General features: G+C 69.9%; 15 protein-coding genes. 13 read left to right on the forward strand and 2 right to left on the reverse strand.

Features of this window, described 5'->3' with window-relative positions:
• Positions 1-3 precede the first annotated feature (3 nt).
• From ABEG18_RS09215 to ABEG18_RS09245, 7 genes are all read left to right on the forward strand, one after another.
• The gene (locus tag ABEG18_RS09215) at positions 4-1,500 is read left to right on the forward strand and encodes a tripartite tricarboxylate transporter permease (RefSeq protein WP_406857766.1); all 1,497 of its coding nucleotides are present in this window, start codon (positions 4-6) and stop codon (positions 1,498-1,500) included.
• Entirely contained in the window at positions 1,497-2,882 is a 1,386-nt protein-coding gene (locus tag ABEG18_RS09220; protein WP_406857767.1) for an MmgE/PrpD family protein, read from the forward strand. The genes ABEG18_RS09215 and ABEG18_RS09220 overlap by 4 nt, the downstream gene beginning before the upstream one ends.
• A gap of 13 nt (positions 2,883-2,895) precedes the next feature.
• Positions 2,896-3,654 carry an SDR family NAD(P)-dependent oxidoreductase gene (locus ABEG18_RS09225; RefSeq protein ID WP_406857768.1) on the forward strand — a complete coding sequence of 253 codons (759 nt, stop codon included), beginning with the start codon at positions 2,896-2,898 and terminating at the stop codon, positions 3,652-3,654.
• Positions 3,651-4,454 carry a TSUP family transporter gene (locus ABEG18_RS09230; RefSeq protein WP_406857769.1) on the forward strand — a complete coding sequence of 268 codons (804 nt, stop codon included), beginning with the start codon at positions 3,651-3,653 and terminating at the stop codon, positions 4,452-4,454. The genes ABEG18_RS09225 and ABEG18_RS09230 overlap by 4 nt, the downstream gene beginning before the upstream one ends.
• A gap of 145 nt (positions 4,455-4,599) precedes the next feature.
• Positions 4,600-5,661: an ABC transporter ATP-binding protein gene (locus ABEG18_RS09235; protein ID WP_406857770.1), complete on the forward strand. Its 1,062-nt coding sequence runs from the start codon at positions 4,600-4,602 to the stop codon at positions 5,659-5,661.
• Between the two features lie 17 nt (positions 5,662-5,678).
• Positions 5,679-6,722: an ABC transporter substrate-binding protein gene (locus ABEG18_RS09240; RefSeq protein WP_406857771.1), complete on the forward strand. Its 1,044-nt coding sequence runs from the start codon at positions 5,679-5,681 to the stop codon at positions 6,720-6,722.
• A 73-nt stretch (positions 6,723-6,795) separates the two neighbouring features.
• Positions 6,796-8,517 (forward strand): ABC transporter permease, encoded by a 1,722-nt coding sequence (locus ABEG18_RS09245; RefSeq protein ID WP_406857772.1) that lies wholly within the window; start codon positions 6,796-6,798, stop codon positions 8,515-8,517.
• 138 nt (positions 8,518-8,655) lie between these two features.
• Here ABEG18_RS09245 and ABEG18_RS09250 read toward each other — a convergent pair whose 3' ends face one another.
• On the reverse strand, positions 8,656-9,315 hold the full coding sequence (locus ABEG18_RS09250; protein ID WP_406857773.1) for an FCD domain-containing protein: 660 nt from the start codon (positions 9,313-9,315) through the stop codon (positions 8,656-8,658).
• 189 nt (positions 9,316-9,504) lie between these two features.
• On the opposite strand from ABEG18_RS09250, the gene ABEG18_RS09255 reads away from it, so the two are divergent.
• The 4 genes from ABEG18_RS09255 to ABEG18_RS09270 are packed head-to-tail and all read left to right on the forward strand — an operon-like array spanning position 9,505 to position 14,215.
• Positions 9,505-10,917 carry an MmgE/PrpD family protein gene (locus tag ABEG18_RS09255; RefSeq protein WP_406857774.1) on the forward strand — a complete coding sequence of 471 codons (1,413 nt, stop codon included), beginning with the start codon at positions 9,505-9,507 and terminating at the stop codon, positions 10,915-10,917.
• A gap of 7 nt (positions 10,918-10,924) precedes the next feature.
• On the forward strand, positions 10,925-12,037 hold the full coding sequence (locus ABEG18_RS09260) for an AbrB family transcriptional regulator (protein ID WP_406857775.1): 1,113 nt from the start codon (positions 10,925-10,927) through the stop codon (positions 12,035-12,037).
• Between the two features lie 17 nt (positions 12,038-12,054).
• The gene (locus ABEG18_RS09265; RefSeq protein WP_406857776.1) at positions 12,055-13,140 is read left to right on the forward strand and encodes an isocitrate/isopropylmalate dehydrogenase family protein; all 1,086 of its coding nucleotides are present in this window, start codon (positions 12,055-12,057) and stop codon (positions 13,138-13,140) included.
• Positions 13,133-14,215, forward strand: coding sequence for a tartrate dehydrogenase (locus tag ABEG18_RS09270; RefSeq protein WP_406857777.1), 1,083 nt, complete (start codon positions 13,133-13,135; stop codon positions 14,213-14,215). Before ABEG18_RS09265 ends, ABEG18_RS09270 begins: the two co-directional genes overlap by 8 nt.
• Before the next feature lie 9 nt (positions 14,216-14,224).
• On the opposite strand, the gene ABEG18_RS09275 is transcribed toward ABEG18_RS09270, so the two are convergent.
• Positions 14,225-15,160, reverse strand: coding sequence for an alpha/beta hydrolase (locus ABEG18_RS09275; RefSeq protein ID WP_406857778.1), 936 nt, complete (start codon positions 15,158-15,160; stop codon positions 14,225-14,227).
• A gap of 131 nt (positions 15,161-15,291) precedes the next feature.
• Here ABEG18_RS09275 and ABEG18_RS09280 point away from each other — a divergent pair, with 131 nt between their 5' ends.
• Together ABEG18_RS09280 and ABEG18_RS09285 are read left to right on the forward strand one after the other, a co-directional pair.
• Positions 15,292-16,326: a PdxA family protein gene (locus tag ABEG18_RS09280; protein WP_406857779.1), complete on the forward strand. Its 1,035-nt coding sequence runs from the start codon at positions 15,292-15,294 to the stop codon at positions 16,324-16,326.
• A gap of 145 nt (positions 16,327-16,471) precedes the next feature.
• A complete protein-coding gene (locus ABEG18_RS09285; protein ID WP_406857780.1) occupies positions 16,472-16,849 on the forward strand; it encodes a hypothetical protein in 378 nt (125 codons plus the stop codon).
• The last annotated feature ends 17 nt before the right edge of the window (positions 16,850-16,866 follow it).

A 16,866-nucleotide genomic window follows, 5' to 3' on the forward strand; every position in this document is an offset into this window, starting at 1 on the left:
GGCATGGACACGCTCCTGAAATGCCTGACCCTGCTGGTCGCGACGCCGCTGGTGCCGGCCGCCATCATCGGCCTTGTCTGGGGCATCATCGGCGGCGCGCTGCCGGGCATCTCGGCCTCTGTGACGATGTCGCTGGTGCTGCCCTTCACCTACGCGATGGACCCCATGGTCGCCATCGTGCTGCTGGCCTCCGTGTATATCGGCGCCGAATATGGCGGCTCCATCCCGGCCATCCTGATCCGCACGCCGGGCACCAACTCGGCCGCCGCCACCGTGGTGGACGGCTACGAGATGAAGCGCCAGGGCCGCGCCGGCGAGGCGCTCGGCATCTCGCTGTGGTCGGGCGTCATCGGCAGCCTGTTCGGGCTCGTGATGCTGATCGGCCTCACCGAGCCGCTGTCGCGCATCGCGCTCGCATTCAAGCCGATGAGCTACTGCGCGCTCGGGCTGCTCGGCCTCAGCATCATCGCGTCGCTGTCCGGCGGCTCGCTGCTGAAAGGCCTCGCGGCCGCGCTGGTCGGCATGATGGTGTCCACCATCGGCATCGACCCGATCTCGGGCGTCGACCGCTTCACCTTCGGCCAGGCGGACCTGCTGAACGGCGTGAAGCCCATCATGGTGATGGTGTCGCTGTTCGCCGTCAGCGAGCTCCTGCGCCAGTCGGGCAGCAAGAGCGTGGCGCTCGGCCAGCAGTCGGTCCGCATCACCCTGCCGAACCTCGCGATGATGCGCCGGCTGATCAAGCCGCAGTTCATCGGCTGCATCACCGGCACGGTCGAGGGCCTGATGCCGGGCGGCGGCGGCTCCATCGCGGCCTTCTTCTCCTATAACGAGGCCAAGCGCTGGTCCAAGCACCCGGAGGAATTTGGCAAGGGCTCGGTGGAGGGCGTCGCCGCCCCGGAGGCCGCCAACAACACGGTGGCGAGCGCGTCGCTGATCCCGCTGCTCAGCTTCGGCATCCCGGGCTCCAACTCGGCCGCGGTGCTGCTGGGCGGGCTCCTGATCCACGGCCTTCTTCCCGGGCCGCGCCTCTTCGAGCAGAACGCCGACGTGGTGCTGGGCCTCTACACGGGCTCGCTGGTCGCCACGATCGCGCAGATCGCGGTCGGCATCGTGATCATGCCGGTCTGCATGTGGCTGGTGAATCGTCCGCGGCCCTATCTGGCGGCCTTCATCTACCTTCTGGTGCTGTCGGGCATCTACACCATCAACGGCAGCCTGTTCGACCTCGGCATCGTGCTGTTCGGCGGCCTTGTCGGCTTCCTGATGAAGGCCTTCGGCTACCCGTTCCTGCCGGCCGTGCTGGGCGTGGTGCTGGGCCCGATCGTGGAATCCAACTATCGTCGCTCGATGCTGCTGTCGGGCGGCGACCTCTCGATCTTCCTCGACGACCCCATCGCGGTCGGCTTCCTGATCACGGCCGTCCTGTTCCTGTCCTGGTCGCTCTGGCGCGAGTGGCGCGACGCCGTCGCGCGCCGGACGGAGGTGAAGCCCGCATGAACGCCCCCCTGAAGAGCGACGCCCCGATTGCGGCCTCGCTCGCCCGCTTCGCCGTCGAGACGGGCCGGACGCCCCTGCCGGACGCGGTGCGCGAAACCGTGCGGCTGCTGCTGCTGGACGTGGCCGGCCTCTGCCTCGCGGCCCGCGAAACCGACTACGTCCGCGCCGGCCTCGCCAGCCTGGCGTCGGAGGGACGCTGCACCGCGATCGGCCACCCCGGCGGGCACGGTCCTTACGACGCGGCGCTGCTGAACGGCCTCGCGGCACATGGCGAGGATTTCGACGACACCTTCGAGGGCGGCCCCGTGCACGCCGGCGCGGTGGTGGTGCCGGCCGTGCTCGCCATCGCGGAGCATCGCGGCCTCTCGGGCGAAGCCGTGGCGCGCGGCGTCGCGGTCGGGACCGAGCTAATGTGCCGGCTCAGCCTCGTCGCCCCGCAGGCGATCCACAAGGCGGGTTTCCACCCCACCGCTGTGCTGGGCGCCCCCGCGGCGGCCGCCGCCGTCTGCGCGGCGCTCGGGCTGGACGAGACGCAGACGCTGAACGCCATCGGGACCTCGGGCAGCCTCGCCTCCGGCATCATCGAATACCTGTCCGACGGCAGCTGGACCAAGCGCCTCCATGCCGGCGCGGCCGCGCAGGCCGGCATCCGCTCCGCCCTGCTGGCCGAAGGCGGGTTCTTCGGCCCCTCCACCGTGCTGGAAGGCAAGCACGGGTTCTTCAAGGCCTTCGCGCCGTCGCGCACGCCGGACTTCTCGCCCCTGCTGGACGGTTTGGGCGAGCGCTGGGTTTTGCGCGACATCGCCTTCAAGCCTTACGCGTGCGGAACCATGACGCAGCCCTTCGTGGATTGCGCCGTGATGCTCGCCGCGCAGGGCGTCCGCCCCGAGGACGTCGTCGCGATGGAGTGCCGCGTCGGCGAAGGCACCGTGCATCGCCTGTGGGACCCCATCGCGCTGAAGCGCAGCCCGCCCAATGGCTATGCGGCGAAGTTCTCGTCGCCCTACTGCATCGCGGTGGGCTTCATCGACGGCAAGGCCGGGCTGGAACAGTTCACCGAGGAGCGGGTGCGCGACGAGCGCGTCCGCGCGCTGGCCGCCGCCGTGTCCTACGTGGTGGATCCGGCCGACGAGTACCCGCGCAACTTCACCGGCCACATCAAGGCGACGCTGCGCGATGGCTCCGTGCGCGAGGTCCGCAAGCCGCACATGCGCGGCGGCGCTCGCGAGCCCCTGGCCGCCGCCGACATTCGCGCCAAGTTCGACGACAACGCCCGTTTCGGCGGCTGGGACGTGCCGCGCGCCGGCGCGCTCGCGGATGCGCTGGACGCGATCGCGGCCGGCGGCGCGATCGACCTCGCGGCGGGCCGCGCCGCATCATGATGGGAGCCAACGCATGAACGACCAGGAACTCGCCGGCCGTCGCGTGCTCGTCACCGGCGCATCCAAGAACATCGGCCGGGCCATCGCGCTGGATCTCGCGGCCGGCGGCGCACACGTGGCGCTCGTCGCGCGGCAGGATCGCGCCGGGCTGGACGCGGTGGCGGGCGAGATCGCGCAGGCGGGCGGAACCGCCGTCGTGCTGCTCGCCGACGTCTCGGACGAGGCGTCCGTGCGCCGCATGGTGGAGGACGCCGCCGCACAACTCGGCGGCCTCGACGTGCTGGTCAACAACGCCGCCGTGCGCAACGAGGCGCATTTCGAGGACCTCACCTTCGCGCGCTGGCGCGAGGTGATGGCGATCGCGCTCGACGGCGCCTTCCTGTGCTGCCAGGCCTGCCTTCCGCATCTCGCTCAAGGAGGCGAGGGGGCCATCATCAACATCGGCGGGCTGACGGCCTATACGGGAGCCCGGGACCGCGCCCATGTGGTCGCCGCCAAGGCGGGGCTCGATGGGCTCACCAAGGCGTTGGCGCATGATCTCGCGCCCAAGGGCGTCACCGTGAACCTCGTTTCGCCGGGCCTGATCGACACGGTGCGGGGCGGACCGAGCTCGGCCGCCGAGCCGACGCACCACAAGACGCACGCGACGTTGCTGGGGCGGCGCGGCAAGCCGTCCGAGGTCGCCGCCATGGTGCGCCTGCTGGCGGGCCCGCAGGGACGCTTCATCACGGGCCAGACCATCCACGTGAACGGCGGGGCCTATCTGCCGTGACGGCGGCGGCGGACCCCGCGACGTTCGGCCTGGCCGGCTTCGCCGGGGCCGGCTTTGCGGCGACCGCCGCCCTGGTCGCGCTCGCGGCCTTTCTGGCCGCGCTGTTCAGCGCCCTCACGGGCTCTGGCGGCGCCATCATCCTCTCGCTCGCGCTGGCGCCGCTGATCGGCGTCGCCGCCCTGGTGCCGACGCTCAGCGTCGCGCTGCTGATCACGCATGTCGCCCGGGTGGTCGCGTTCCGCCACAGCATCGACAGGAGCGCCGCAGCCATGATGGCCGGGTTCGCGGTTCCGGGCTGCGCGTTTGGCGCGGTGATCTACGCCTGGCTGCCAGAACGCGCCATCGCGGCCGTGCTGGGCGTGTTCCTGCTCGTTCTCGTGATCGTGAAGCGGTCGCTGGCGTCCCGCATCGCGGCGTCGCGTCTCGCCCGGCTCGGCCCCGCCGGCCTTGCCGGCGCGTCCGGCCTCTTCGGCGTGCTCTCGGGCGCGACCATCGGCGGCGGCGTGCTCGCCCTGCCGATTCTCGGCGCGGCCGGGCTTGCGGGCTCGGCCCTCGTGGCGACGGACGCCGCGGTCGGGCTGATGCTCCAGCTCACCAAGGCGATCGTCTTCGGCGGCGCCGCCACCCTCACGGCCAAGTTGCTGGGCCTGGGCCTGCTGATCGGCCTTTGCATGATCCCGGGCGTCACGCTGGCCAAGGCGCTGCTGGTCCGCATGCCGCTCCCTGTCCATGGCCTCATGATCGACGGCGTCATCGCGCTCGGCGCCCTCGGTTTCATCCGGCAGGCGCTGAAGGGCTGACGCGCAATTTCGAAAACAGTCGATTGTTGACAATCTAAACCAGCATGGCCCATCGTGGCCGCCACGGCGCCGCAGAGCGCCACGAGGCGGTCGCCGAAAGTCCCGGTCGGGACGAGACGCCGCTTCACAACGGGGAGGAGGTCACATGGCCTTCGTCGAGCTTTCGCACCTGTCCAAGACCTACGGAAAGCTGACCGTGGTCGATCGCGTGTCCCTCGCCATCGAGAAGGGCGCGCTGGTCTGCCTCCTGGGTCCTTCCGGCTGCGGCAAGACCACCACGCTGCGCCTGGTCGCGGGCTTCGTCGACCCGACCGGCGGCGAGATCCGGGTGGGAGGGCGCGTGCTCTCGGCGCCCCATGTCACCACGCCGCCCGAGCGCCGCAACATGTCGATGATCTTCCAGAGCTACGCGCTCTGGCCGCACATGACGGTGTTCGAGAACGTCGCCTACGGGCTCTCCATCCGGGGCCTCTCCAAGGCGGACATCAAGACGCGCGTCGACAACATCCTGAGCGTCGCCAAGCTGTCGCCGCTGGCCGAGCGCTACCCGTCGGAGCTCTCCGGCGGCCAGCAGCAGCGCGTGTCGCTGGCCCGCGCGCTGGTGGTGGAGCCCGAAACGCTGCTGCTCGACGAGCCGCTGTCCAATCTCGACGCCAACTTGCGCGAGGAGATGCGGTTCGAGATCCGCCGCCTCCATGACGAGTATCGCTACACCACCATCTACGTCACCCACGACCAGGCCGAGGCCATGACGACGGCGGACGTGATCGTGGTGATGAACCAGGGCCGCATCGAGCAGGCCGGTTCGGCCGAGGACATCTACCAGCGTCCGCGCTCGGAATTCGTGGCCCGCTTCATCGGCGGCACCAACATCCTCAAGGGCCGGCGCTCGGGCGACCAGGCCGTGGACTGGGGCGGCATCACGCTCACCTGCGGCGACGGCGAGTTTGCGGCCTCGGACGAAACGGCGGTGTCGATCCGCCACCACGACATCCGCATCGCCACCGATGCGCCCGCGAATGGCCTGAACTGGGCGCCCGGCGCGGTTTCGCGCCAGGTCTTCCTCGGCTCGCACCGCGACTACCTGATTGATCTTTCGAATGGCGAGACCGTTCGCGCGGTCGCGCCCCCCGATGTCGCCATTCCGAAAGGGCAGCCCGTCTGGCTTCAGTTCCCCCCGGAACACTGCCGGGCGCTGGCTCAATAAAACAAGGAGGAAACGTCATGAAGCATTTCGTCCTCGCCGCCGCAGCGGCCGTCATGTGGCTCGCGCCACATGCCGTCCAGGCGGCCCCGCCCGCCCCCTATGAGCCCGACCAGGCCATGGTCGACGCCGCCAAGAAAGAGGGCAAGGTCGTCTGGTACACGTCCACGGACGTCCAGGTGTCCGAGAAGATGGCCAAGGCCTTCGAGGCCAAGTATCCGGGCATCGACGTCCAGGTCGAACGCTCCGGCGCCGAGCGCGTCTATCAGCGCATCAACCAGGAATACGGCAGCAAGATCTACAACGCCGACGTCATCGAGACGTCGGACGCCGTGCACTTCCTGGTGTTCAAGCGCGAGGGCATCCTGGCCCAGGCGTTGCCCTCCGACGTCGCCAAGAGCTGGCCCGCCGAGGCCAAGGATCCCGACGGCTACTACGCGGCCTACCGCGCCCATCTTTCGGTGATCGGCTACAACACCAAGCAGGTGAAGGCCGAGGACGCCCCCAAGAGCCACGCCGACCTGCTGCTCCCCAAGTGGAAGAACCGCATGGTCAAGGCGCATCCGGGCTATAGCGGCACGGTGCTCACCGGCACGGCGGCGTTGAGCAAGCTGCTCGGCTGGGAGTTCTTCGAGAAGCTCGGCCAGCAGAAGGTCATGCAGGTCCAGTCCTCCACCGAGCCGCCGAAGAAGCTCGCGCAGGGCGAGCGCTCCATCATGGCGGACGGCAACGAGTACAACCTCTTCCTGCTGCGCGAGACCGGCGTGCCGATCGAGGTCGTCTACGCCCAGGAGGGCAGCCCCATCGCAATCGGGCATGCGGGCCTGCTGAAGAACGCCGCGCACCCCAACGCCGGCAAGCTCTTCTACGCCTTCATGTACACCCAGGAGGCCCAGCAACTCGCCAGCGACGTCGGCGGCCTGCGCTCCTTCCACCCGGGCGTGAAGGAGAAGGAGGGCCGCGTGCCGCTCTCCAAGATCAAGGTGCTGTTCACCGACCCGGCCGAGGTCGAGAAGCAGATCGAGACGATCAAGAAGAAGTACGAGGAATATTTCGGGACCTAGTCCACCACTCCGGCGCCCGGCGGCCAGTTCGCCGGGCGTCCTTCACGACGGCGAAGGGCGAGGAATCTCCGGAATGACGGTTGCGATCGAACGGACACTGCCGGTGCGGCGCTTCGCCTTCGACTGGTCGAAGCCCGTTTTCATCTCTCTCGTGCTCGTGCTGGGCGGCCTTGTCCTGCTGCCGCTGTTCTGGCTCGCCTATTACAGCGTGCTCGCCAAGGACGGCACGCTCTCGCTGGAGAATTTCCGCGCCCTCGTCACCGACCCGACCCTGCGCAAGCCCTACCTGATCGCCATGGGGATGGCGCTCGCCACCGGCGCGCTGTCCTGCCTCATCGCCACCCCGCTGGCCTGGCTCACGGCCCGGACGGACCTGCCCGGCCGCGGCGTGGTGCGGGCCTTCGTGACGGCGTCCTTTGTGACGCCGCCCTTCCTGGGCGCCATCGCGTGGGAGATCCTGGCCGCGCCCAACAGCGGCATTCTGAACGAGATCTACCGCTGGGCCTTCGGCCTGGAGCAGTACGAGTACCTCTTCGACATCTACACCTTCGAGGGGCTCGTCTTCGCGCTGTCGTGCTACACGTTCCCGTACGTTTTCACGCTGGTCGCCAACGCGCTGGACCGCGTGCCGACGGACCTGGAGGAGGCCTCCGCCATGCTGGGCGGCGGCGTCTGGACCACGCTGCGCAAGGTGACGCTGCCGCTGGTGCTGCCCGCCATGCTGGCCGGCGGCCTCGTCGCGATCCTGCAGGCGCTCACCATGTTCGGCACGCCCGCCATCCTGGCGCTGCCGGCGGGCTTCCACGTCATCACGACCAAGATCTGGAGCCTGTTCCAGTATCCGCCCAAGCCCGGCCTGGCGGCCGCCAGCGCCTTGCCGCTGCTGCTGATCACCATCTTTCTCATCTGGGCGCAGGCCAAGATCATCGGCCGGCGGGGCTACACCACGGTGGGCGGCAAGAGCGGCGCGGCCCGCATCACCCCCCTTGGCCGATATCGCTGGGTCGCGGTGGCGTTCGTGGCCGTGGTGCTCAGCATCACGGTGGTCATCCCGTATCTCGCGCTGCTCAAGACCGCGCTCACCCGCACGGTGTCGGAGCCGCTGACCTGGTCGAGCTTCACGCTGCACCACGTCAACTTCGTGCTGTTCGAGTTCTCGGCGACGCGCCTGGCGCTGCAGAACACGCTGGTGCTCGGCGTCATGACCGCGACGGCCGGCACCGCCATCGCGCTGCTCGTGTCCTATCTGGTCGCCCGCCGCTCCGTCCCGGGCGCGGCGCTGCTCGGTTACCTCGCCACCGCGCCGGTGGCGATCCCCGGCATCGTGCTGGGCGTGGGGCTGTTCCTCAGCTACTCCAGCCCGCCCTTCATGCTCTACGGCACGATCTGGATCCTGTTCATCGCCTTTCTGACCATCGAGATGCCGGCCGGCTACCAGCAGCTGTCCTCGGCGTTCAAGAGCATCCATCCCGAGCTCGAGGAGGCGAGCCGCATCCTCGGCGCCACCCGCATGATGGCGCTGCGCCAGATCACCGCCCCGCTGCTGCGCACCAGCGTGGTGGCCACCTGGTGCTTCGTGTTCATCGGCACCATCCGGGAGCTTTCGGCCACGATCCTGCTCACCACCGCCGAAACCAAGCTGGTGTCGGTGATCATCTACGACCTCAACGAAAGCGGCGACCTTGGCGCCATCTCGGTGCTCGGCCTCCTGCTGCTGGTCGTGTCCTTCGCGATCGTGCTGCTAGCGAACAGGTTGCCGGTGCTGGGCGGCCGGAGGATCACGGCGCTGCGGTGAGCCTCGCCGTCATCCCCGGCCGGAGCCGCGCAGCGGCGGAGGGGAAGGGGATCCAGGCGATTTCGCCGATAAGGCGTCCTGCCCAGCCACTCTGGATCCCCTTCCCGCGCCTGCGGCGCGCCGGGGATGACGGAAAGGTCACTTCCCGAACAGCGCGTCCTTGCTGGTGAGCACGTGCTCCTCCATCTCGCGGCGGGCCGCCTCGGCGTCGTGCTTCTTCAGCGCGGCCAGGATGCGGCGGTGCTCGGCGTTGGAGACCTTCATGCGGCCGGGCGCATCCAGCGTGCGGCGGCGGAACAGGTGGGCTTCGCGCTGGATGGCGTTGCTGAGCGACAGAAGACGGTCATTGCCCGTGAAGCTGACGATCTTCTCGTGGAACCGGAGGTTCAGCGGATAAAAGGCGTTCAGGTCCTCGGCCTTGGCGGCCTTGTCCATGTCGCCGATCAGCGTCTGCAGCTCGGCCGCCTGCGCGGTCGTGATGATGGGCGCCAGCAGCCGACCGGCCATGCCCATCAGCGAGGCGCGGATGTCGTAGAGCTCGGCGGCGGCCTTGTTGTCGAGTTCGCGCACGAACACGCCGCGGTTCACCACCACCTCGACGAGGCCGCTCTGCTCCAGCCCCCGGCAGGCTTCCCGGATGGGGCCGCGGCTGACGCCCAGCCGCGTCGCCAGCGCGTTTTCATTGAGGCGGTCGCCGCCCGCAAGTTCGCCCATCTCGATCATGCGCTCGAGCTCGCGGCGCACCAGCGAGGTGAGCGACTCGGTGCGGCGGATCTTCAGGGCGAGCGTCGGGTCCACGGGCGTTCCGCAATTGACCAAAGAGGCAACCTTCCTGAACGCAGATCGACATCCGCGCAAGCAAAATCGGTGGCGAAAAACTGTTGACAATTCACAATGTGGCGACGAGCCTGCAGGAGAACGCGGCGCCAAGCCGCGCGAAGCATTCGCCTGCTCAAAGGCCTGGCGAACGCCAGGGAGGAGATCGAGATGAGCGCCAAAACCGCCGCGGATCGCGCCGACACGACATGGTACGTCGCCGAATTCGTTCATGACGCCCAGGCGTCGGATCTGCCGTCCGACGTCGTCGCGCTCGGCAAGAAGTCGATCCTGGACGGGCTCGGGCTGGCGCTCTCCGGATCGGTGGCGCGCAGCGGCGAACTCGTTCGCCGACACCTCGACGACCTCGCGCTGGGCGATGGGCCCGCCACCGTGATCGGCACCAACCGCCGCGTCGCGCCTCGCTTCGCGGCCTTCGCAAACGGCGTCGGCGTCCATGCGGACGACTACGACGACACCCAGCTCGCCGTGGCGTCGGACCGCGTCTACGGCCTGCTCACGCACCCGACCGCGCCGGCGCTGCCGGCCGCGCTCGCCATGGGCGAAGCCAAGGGCGCGAGCGGCCGCGACGTGATGCTGGCCTACCATCTGGGCGTCGAGGTGGAGTGCAAGATCGCCGAGGCGATCGATCCGCGCCATTACCAGACCGGCTTCCACGCCACCGCCACCTGCGGGACCTTCGCGGCCGCGTCCGCGGCGTCCAAGCTCATGGGGCTCTCGACCGAGCAGATCACCCGCGCGCTGTCGGTCGCCGGCAGCCAGTCGGCAGGCCTGCGGGAAAATTTCGGCACCATGACGAAGCCGTTCCACGCCGGCCGCTCCTCCGAGAGCGGCGTCGCGGCGGCGCAGTTCGCCGACTATGGCTGGACCGCCACGGACAAGATCCTGGAAGCCCCGCGCGGCTTCTTCCGCGCCGCCGGCGGCGGCTTCGACCGAAACGCCATCATGGGCAAGCTCGGCGCGCCCTGGACTTTCGCGGAGCCGGGCATCTCCATCAAGCCGCATCCGTCGGGCTCGCTCACCCACCCGGGCATGACCGAGATGCTGCGCCTCATCCGCGAGCATGGGATCAAGGCCGACCAGGTCGAGAGCGTGCGCGTCGGCACCAACTCCAACATGCCCAACGCGCTGATCCACCACCGCCCGACCAATGAGTTGCAGGCCAAGTTCTCCATGGAGTTCTGCATGGCGATCCTGCTCCTGGAGGGCAGGGCGGGGCTGAACGAGTTCACCGACGAGGTGGTGATGCGCCCGGACGTGCAGGCCATGATCGAGCGCGTCGACTTCGGCGTGAACGACGAGGCCGAGCGCGCCGGCTACCACAAGATGACCACCCTCATCGACATCGCGTTCAAGGACGGCCGCACCATCTCGGGCCGCGCCGACTTCGGCAAGGGCAGTCCCTCCAACCCGATGAGCTACGAGGAGGTCGCCGACAAGTTCCGCGAATGCGTGGAGTTCGCCCGCTTCGACAAGCAGAAGGCCGAGACCGTGGTCGCGATGGTGCGCGACCTGGAAGACCTCGGCTCCATTGAGCGCCTCACGGCCGCCCTGCGCCCCTGAGGCCGCGGTGGACGACAGGCCGCAAACAGAGAGCCTCCAGGCCGGCCGGTTTGGGCGGCTCGCGCCGCGCGGCCCGCTCGCCCTCGGCCGCATCGCCGCCACGCTTGCGCTGGGCTTCGCGGCCGGCTGGGCGGCGAGCCGAGTCGGCCTGCCGCTCGCCTGGATGCTGGGCCCCATGCTGGCTACGGCGGCCTGCGCGATGCTCGGCTGGTCGCCCCAGCCCGCGCCGCGCAGCCGCGAATTCGGCCAGGCGGTGATCGGCCTCGCCATCGGGCTGCGCTTCACGCCCGTGATCCTGGCCTCCACGGCGACGCTGCTGCCCGCCATGGCGGTCGCCACGCTCGGCGTGATCGTTCTCACCACGATCGCGGCGCTCGCCGTGCGCGCCATGATCGGTCTCGATCGCCAGACCGCGTTTTTCGCCACCGCGGCCGCCGGCATGGCTGAGATGGCGATGCTGGCCCGCGACCGCGGCGCGGATTCCGAAGCCGTCGCGGTGTTCCACGCCATCCGGGTCGGCACCATCGTGACGGTGGCCCCGCTCGCCGTGTACGCGTTCGGTTCGGACGGCGGCATCCCGGATCTCGGCCAGACCGGGGTCGTGCCGCCGCTGCCTCTCGCCCTGATGCTGGCCGGCGCGGTTGTGGCGGCGCTGATCGCCCGGCCGGCGCGCATCCCCAATCCCTGGCTGTTCGGCCCGGCCATTCTCGGCCTCGCGCTGGCGGCCTCCGGCCTGGTGGCCGGCTCGATCCCGCCCTTGCTGCTGATCGTCGCCCAGGTGGCGCTCGGCGTCGCGCTGGGCGCGCGTTTCCAGCGCAGCCTCATGATGCGCCTGCCCAAGGTGGCGGCCTGCGCCTTCGTGGTGTCGCTCGGCCTCGTGGCGGCGGCGGCGGGCCTCGCCTACGGGCTCTCGGCCGCCACGGGCCTGTCCTACGGCACGAGCTTCCTCGCCGTCGCGCCGGCGGGCGTCACCGAGATGGTCCTCACCGCCAAGGTGATGCACCTCGACACCGCCAGCGTCACGGCCTTCCACGTCATGCGCATCGCCGCCATCACGGCGACGACGCTGCTCACCCTGCGTGTCTACGAGCGCCTCGCCGGCTGGCTGGACGCGGCCTGATCCCATGGAGTTCACGCATGCCTGAAGCCCACCTCGTCGTCGGCGTCCTGAACGGCGACGACATCGGCCACGAGATCGTGCCGGCCTCCGTGGAGGTCGCCAAGGCGGCCGCCGCCCGCGCCGGGCTGGTGGTGGACTGGCGCCCGACCCCGATCGGCCGCAGCGCGCTGGACACGCACGGCTCCACCATGCCGGAGGGCACGCTGGAGACGCTGGGGAGCTTCGACGGCTTCATCCTGGGCCCCATCGGCCACCGCGCCTATCCGAAGGTCCCGGGCGCCATCAACCCGCACCCGATCCTGCGCAAGCACTTCAACCTCTTCGCCAATGTCCGTCCGACCCGGTCCTTCCCGGGCATCGGCTGCCTCTACGACGACGTCGACCTCGTGATCGTGCGCGAGAACAACGAGGGCTTCCAGCCGGACCGCAACGTGGTGGCGGGCTCGGGCGAGTTCCGGCCCACCGACGAGGTGACCATCTCGGTGCGCGTCATCACCCGCACGGGCAGCCGGCGCGTCGCCCGCGCCGCGCTGGAGCTGGCGCGCAGCCGCCGCAAGCATCTCACGATCATCCACAAGGACACGGTCTTCAAGCTGGGCTGCGGCATGTTCGTGGAGGAGTGCCGCAAGGCCGCGCTCGACTTCCCGGACGTGCTGGTGGACGACGTCATCGTCGACACCTTCGCGATGCGCCTCGTGCGCGATCCGCAGACCTTCGACGTGGTGGTCACCACCAACATGTTCGGCGACATCCTCAGCGACGAAGCCGCCGGCCTCGTGGGCGGCCTCGGCATGGCGCCGGGCCTGTGCATCGGCGAGGGAAACATCGCGATGGCGCAGGCGACGCACGGCTCGGCCCCCGACATCGCCGGCAAGGGCATCGCCAACCCCTATGCGATGATCGAATCCACCCGCATGCTGTTCGACTGGCTCGGCCGCAGCCGCAACGTCCCGCAGGCCGTGGAGGCCGCCGCCCTGATGCAGCGCGGCATCGAAGCCGCGCTCGCCGATCCCGCGACCCGCACGGGCGACATCCGCGGCACGGGCCGCACCGCCGACATGGTCCGCGGCGTCATCGACAACATGGGAGCCCATCATGGCTGAACGCACGCACAGGATCGCCCTCATGGGCGGCGACGGGATCGGTCCCGAGGTGATCGACGCCGGCCGGCAGGTGCTCGACGCCCTGGCGACCCGCGAAGAGGGCCTGCGCTTCGATTTCGAGCGCTTCGACTGGGGCTCCGACTACTACCGCCGCAACGGGCGCATGATGCCGGAGGACGGGCTGGAGACCCTGCGCCCCTTCGACGCCATCTATTTCGGCGCGGTGGGCGACCCCCACCTCCCGGACGACCTGACGCTGTGGGGCCTGCGGCTCACGATCTGCCAGGGCTTCGACCAATACGCCAATGTGCGGCCCACCCGCCTGCTGCCCAACATCGTCGGCCCGCTGCGTCCCGATCTCGGCGAGGCCATCGACTGGGTGATCGTGCGCGAGAACAGCGAGGGCGAATATGCGGGCGTCGGCGGCCGCGCCCATCGCGGCCTGCCCATCGAGGTCGGCATGGACGTCGCGGTGTTCACCCGCGCCGGCGTGGAGCGCATCGCCAGGTTCGCCTGCGAACTGGCGATGACCCGGCCCCGCCGGAAGCTCACCATCGTCACCAAGTCCAACGCCCAGCGCCACGGCATGGTGTTCTGGGACTCAGTCTGCCGCGACGTCATCGCGGCCTATCCGGATCTGGACGTCGACTGGATGCTTGTCGACGCCATGACGCAGCGCATGGTGCTGCGGCCGGGCACGATCGACACCGTGCTGGCCACCAATCTCCACGCCGACATCCTGTCGGACCTCGCCTCGGCGCTGGCCGGCAGCCTCGGCATCGGGGCCACGGCCAATATCGATCCCTCGCGCCAGACCCCGTCCATGTTCGAGCCGATCCATGGCTCGGCCTTCGACCTCATCGGCAAGGGCCTCGCCAACCCGCTCGGCGCCTTCTGGACGGGCTGCATGATGCTGGAGCATCTGGGCGAACCGGCCGCCGCCGCGCGCCTGATGCGCGCCATCGAGCACGTCACCTCTCAGGGCGAGGCGCTGCCGCCGGACCTCGGCGGCAAGGCCGGCACCGCCGAGGTGACCCGGGCCGTGATCGAGGCGCTCCGGGTGGAGAACGGATGACGGCGCAGCTTAACCGACGAAGGGCGCCGGCTCCCGGCCGGAGAAGAACTCCCAGAAGGTCGGGTATACGAGGTCCGGCCGGTGCTCGGCCGGATAATGGCCGGTCGGGATCGCCCAGCCGCGCAGGTCGTCGCTCCAACCGCCCCAGGCTTCGAGCGGCTTGAAGTGGCGGCCGCAATGGCTGTTGGAGCCCCACAGCACCAGCGTCGGGCACGCGATGCGGCGCTTGCCGAAATCGGCCATGTCCATCGCGAGGTCCAGCGTCACGGTGGCGCGATAGTCCTCGCAGACCGCGTGGATCTGCTCGGCCGTGGTGCAGCGGGCGTATTCGGCCATGGCCTCGGGGGTGAAGATCTCCAGCCCGACGCCCTTCTTGTTGAGCTTGTAGCGGATGTAATAGTCGAGATCGGCGGTGATCAGCTTTTCGGGGAAGGGCGCCTTCTGGGCCATGAAGAACCAGTGATAGCTCTCCAGGCCCCAGCCGAGCGTCACCTGCGTCAGCACCGTGTGGGTCGGGACGATGTCGAGCGCCGCCATGCGCTCGACCCGCTCGGGCCGGTCCAGCGCCATGCGGAACGCTACGCGCGCGCCGCGATCATGGCCGGCGACGCCGAAGCGCTCGAAGCCGAGCGCGTCCATGACGTCGAACGCGTCCTCGCCCATGGCCCGGAACGTATAGGCCGCATGGTCGTCGCCGCCCTCCGGCTTGGAGCTGTCGCCGTAGCCGCGCAGATCCATGGCCACCACGGTGAAGCTCCTGGCCAGCGTCGGCGCGACCTTGTGCCAGCTCACCAGCGTCAGCGGATTGCCGTGGATCAGCAGCAGGGGAGGGCCGCTGCCCGCCACCGCGACCTCGATCTCGGCTCCCCGCGTGCGGATCCGGCGGCGCTCGAAGCCCGCCATCAGGGTGGGCCCGTGATTCTCCAGCGGCGGCATGGCCTGCATGCGCTCTCTCCCTCGGCGCGCTCGTCTCGGCGGCTCCGCGCAAACTGGAAGTCTCATCGCAGATTGTCAACAATTGACATTGCTCGCGCGGCATGGCGCCATGGCGAGACCAGTTCGAGAGGCGAGGCCCCATGCCGACCACAGCGTCCACCCTTCCGCGCATCGCGCTCACGCTCGGCGACTGCACCGGCATCGGCCCGGAGCTCTGCGCCCGCATCCTCCATGACGGGCGGCTGCGCGACGCCGCCCGCATCGTCGTGGTGGGAGACGCGCGCGTGCTGGAGCAGGGCATGCGCGACGCCGGCGTTTCTTTCGAGACGGCGCGGGTCGCCTCGCCGGACGAGGCGGACTGGGACGGCGACGCGGTCCCGCTGGTCGACCTGCGCAACATCGATCCCTCCACGCTCCCGCGCGGCGCGGTGTCGCCCGAATCCGGGAAAGTGACCGGCGAGACGCTCGCCCGCGCCATCGACTTCGCGCAGGCCGGGCAGGTGGACGCCGTGTCCTTCGCGCCGCTCAACAAGGCGGCGCTCCACGCCGGCGGCTGGCGCTTTCCGGACGAGCACAAGATGTTCGCCCACCTGCTGCGGCACGAGGGCTATTTCTCGGAGATGAACGTGCTGGACGGCCAGTGGATGTCGCGGGTGACGTCCCACGTCTCGCTTCGCCGGGCGCTCGACCAGATCACGCCGCAGTCGATCGAGGACGCCATCCGGCTGGTGGACCGCACCATGCGCCGCGCCGGCATCGCCGCTCCGCGCATCGCCGTGGCGGCGCTCAACCCGCATGGCGGGGAGGGCGGCCTGTTCGGCATGGAGGAGATCGAGATGATCGGCCCCACCGTGAAGGCGGTGGCGGCGAGCGGCATCGACTGCCGCGGCCCGTTTCCGGCCGACACGATCTACCTGAAGGCCTTCGCGGGCGAGTATGACAGCGTCGTCTCCATGTATCACGACCAGGGCCAGATCGCGACGAAGCTGCGCGGCTTCAACCGCGGTGTCACGGTGACGGCCGGGCTGTCGACGGTGTTCGCCACCCCGGCCCACGGCACCGCCTTCGACATTGTCGGCAAGGGCGTGGCCTCGACCGGGGCCATCGAGACCGCGATCCGCCTCGCCGCCACGCTGGCGGCCGGATCGGGCCGGCGCGCCGAAGCGGCCGCCTGACCCGCCGCCCGGGCCGGATTTCGGCCTGCGGCTCAAGCAGAGGGCGGCGAAGGGCGCCACTTGCGGTTGCCCTGGGGAGTCGCGGCCGCTATCTCAGTGGAGCGCTTCGATCCGGGATGGGCCCGGATCGCGCCGGTCGCCGCCCTTGACGCTGTTTCGCCGCCGCCTTCCCGTCGCGCCGTCCGTCCTTGTGGCGGCGATCGCCTTCGCGTGCTTCGCGTGGGCGTCGGCCTTCGGCTCGGGCTGGGGCGAGCGCGCCGCAGACCGCACGGTCGCCTCCGCCTGGCTGGCCGGGGCCCCGGTTCAGCACCTCCGCCCGCCGACGCAGACCATCGTCGCCCGTCAGACGGGCTTCTGGGCCTCCGTCCAGAACCGCAGCGCTCCCACGCCGCCTCTCGTCGCCGAGGCCTTCGTCGACGGCCCGACCTGGAGCCGCAGCGTCCGCGTCGTCATCGCCGGCGTGGCCCGGGCGGGCCGCGGCGCCTCCGCCGCCTGGCCGCGCGCGCCTCCCGTCTCAGCCTGATCCCTCCTCCTCCGCAT

Source organism: Alsobacter sp. KACC 23698 (genome assembly GCF_045348435.1).
Classification (GTDB): domain Bacteria; phylum Pseudomonadota; class Alphaproteobacteria; order Rhizobiales; family Beijerinckiaceae; genus Alsobacter.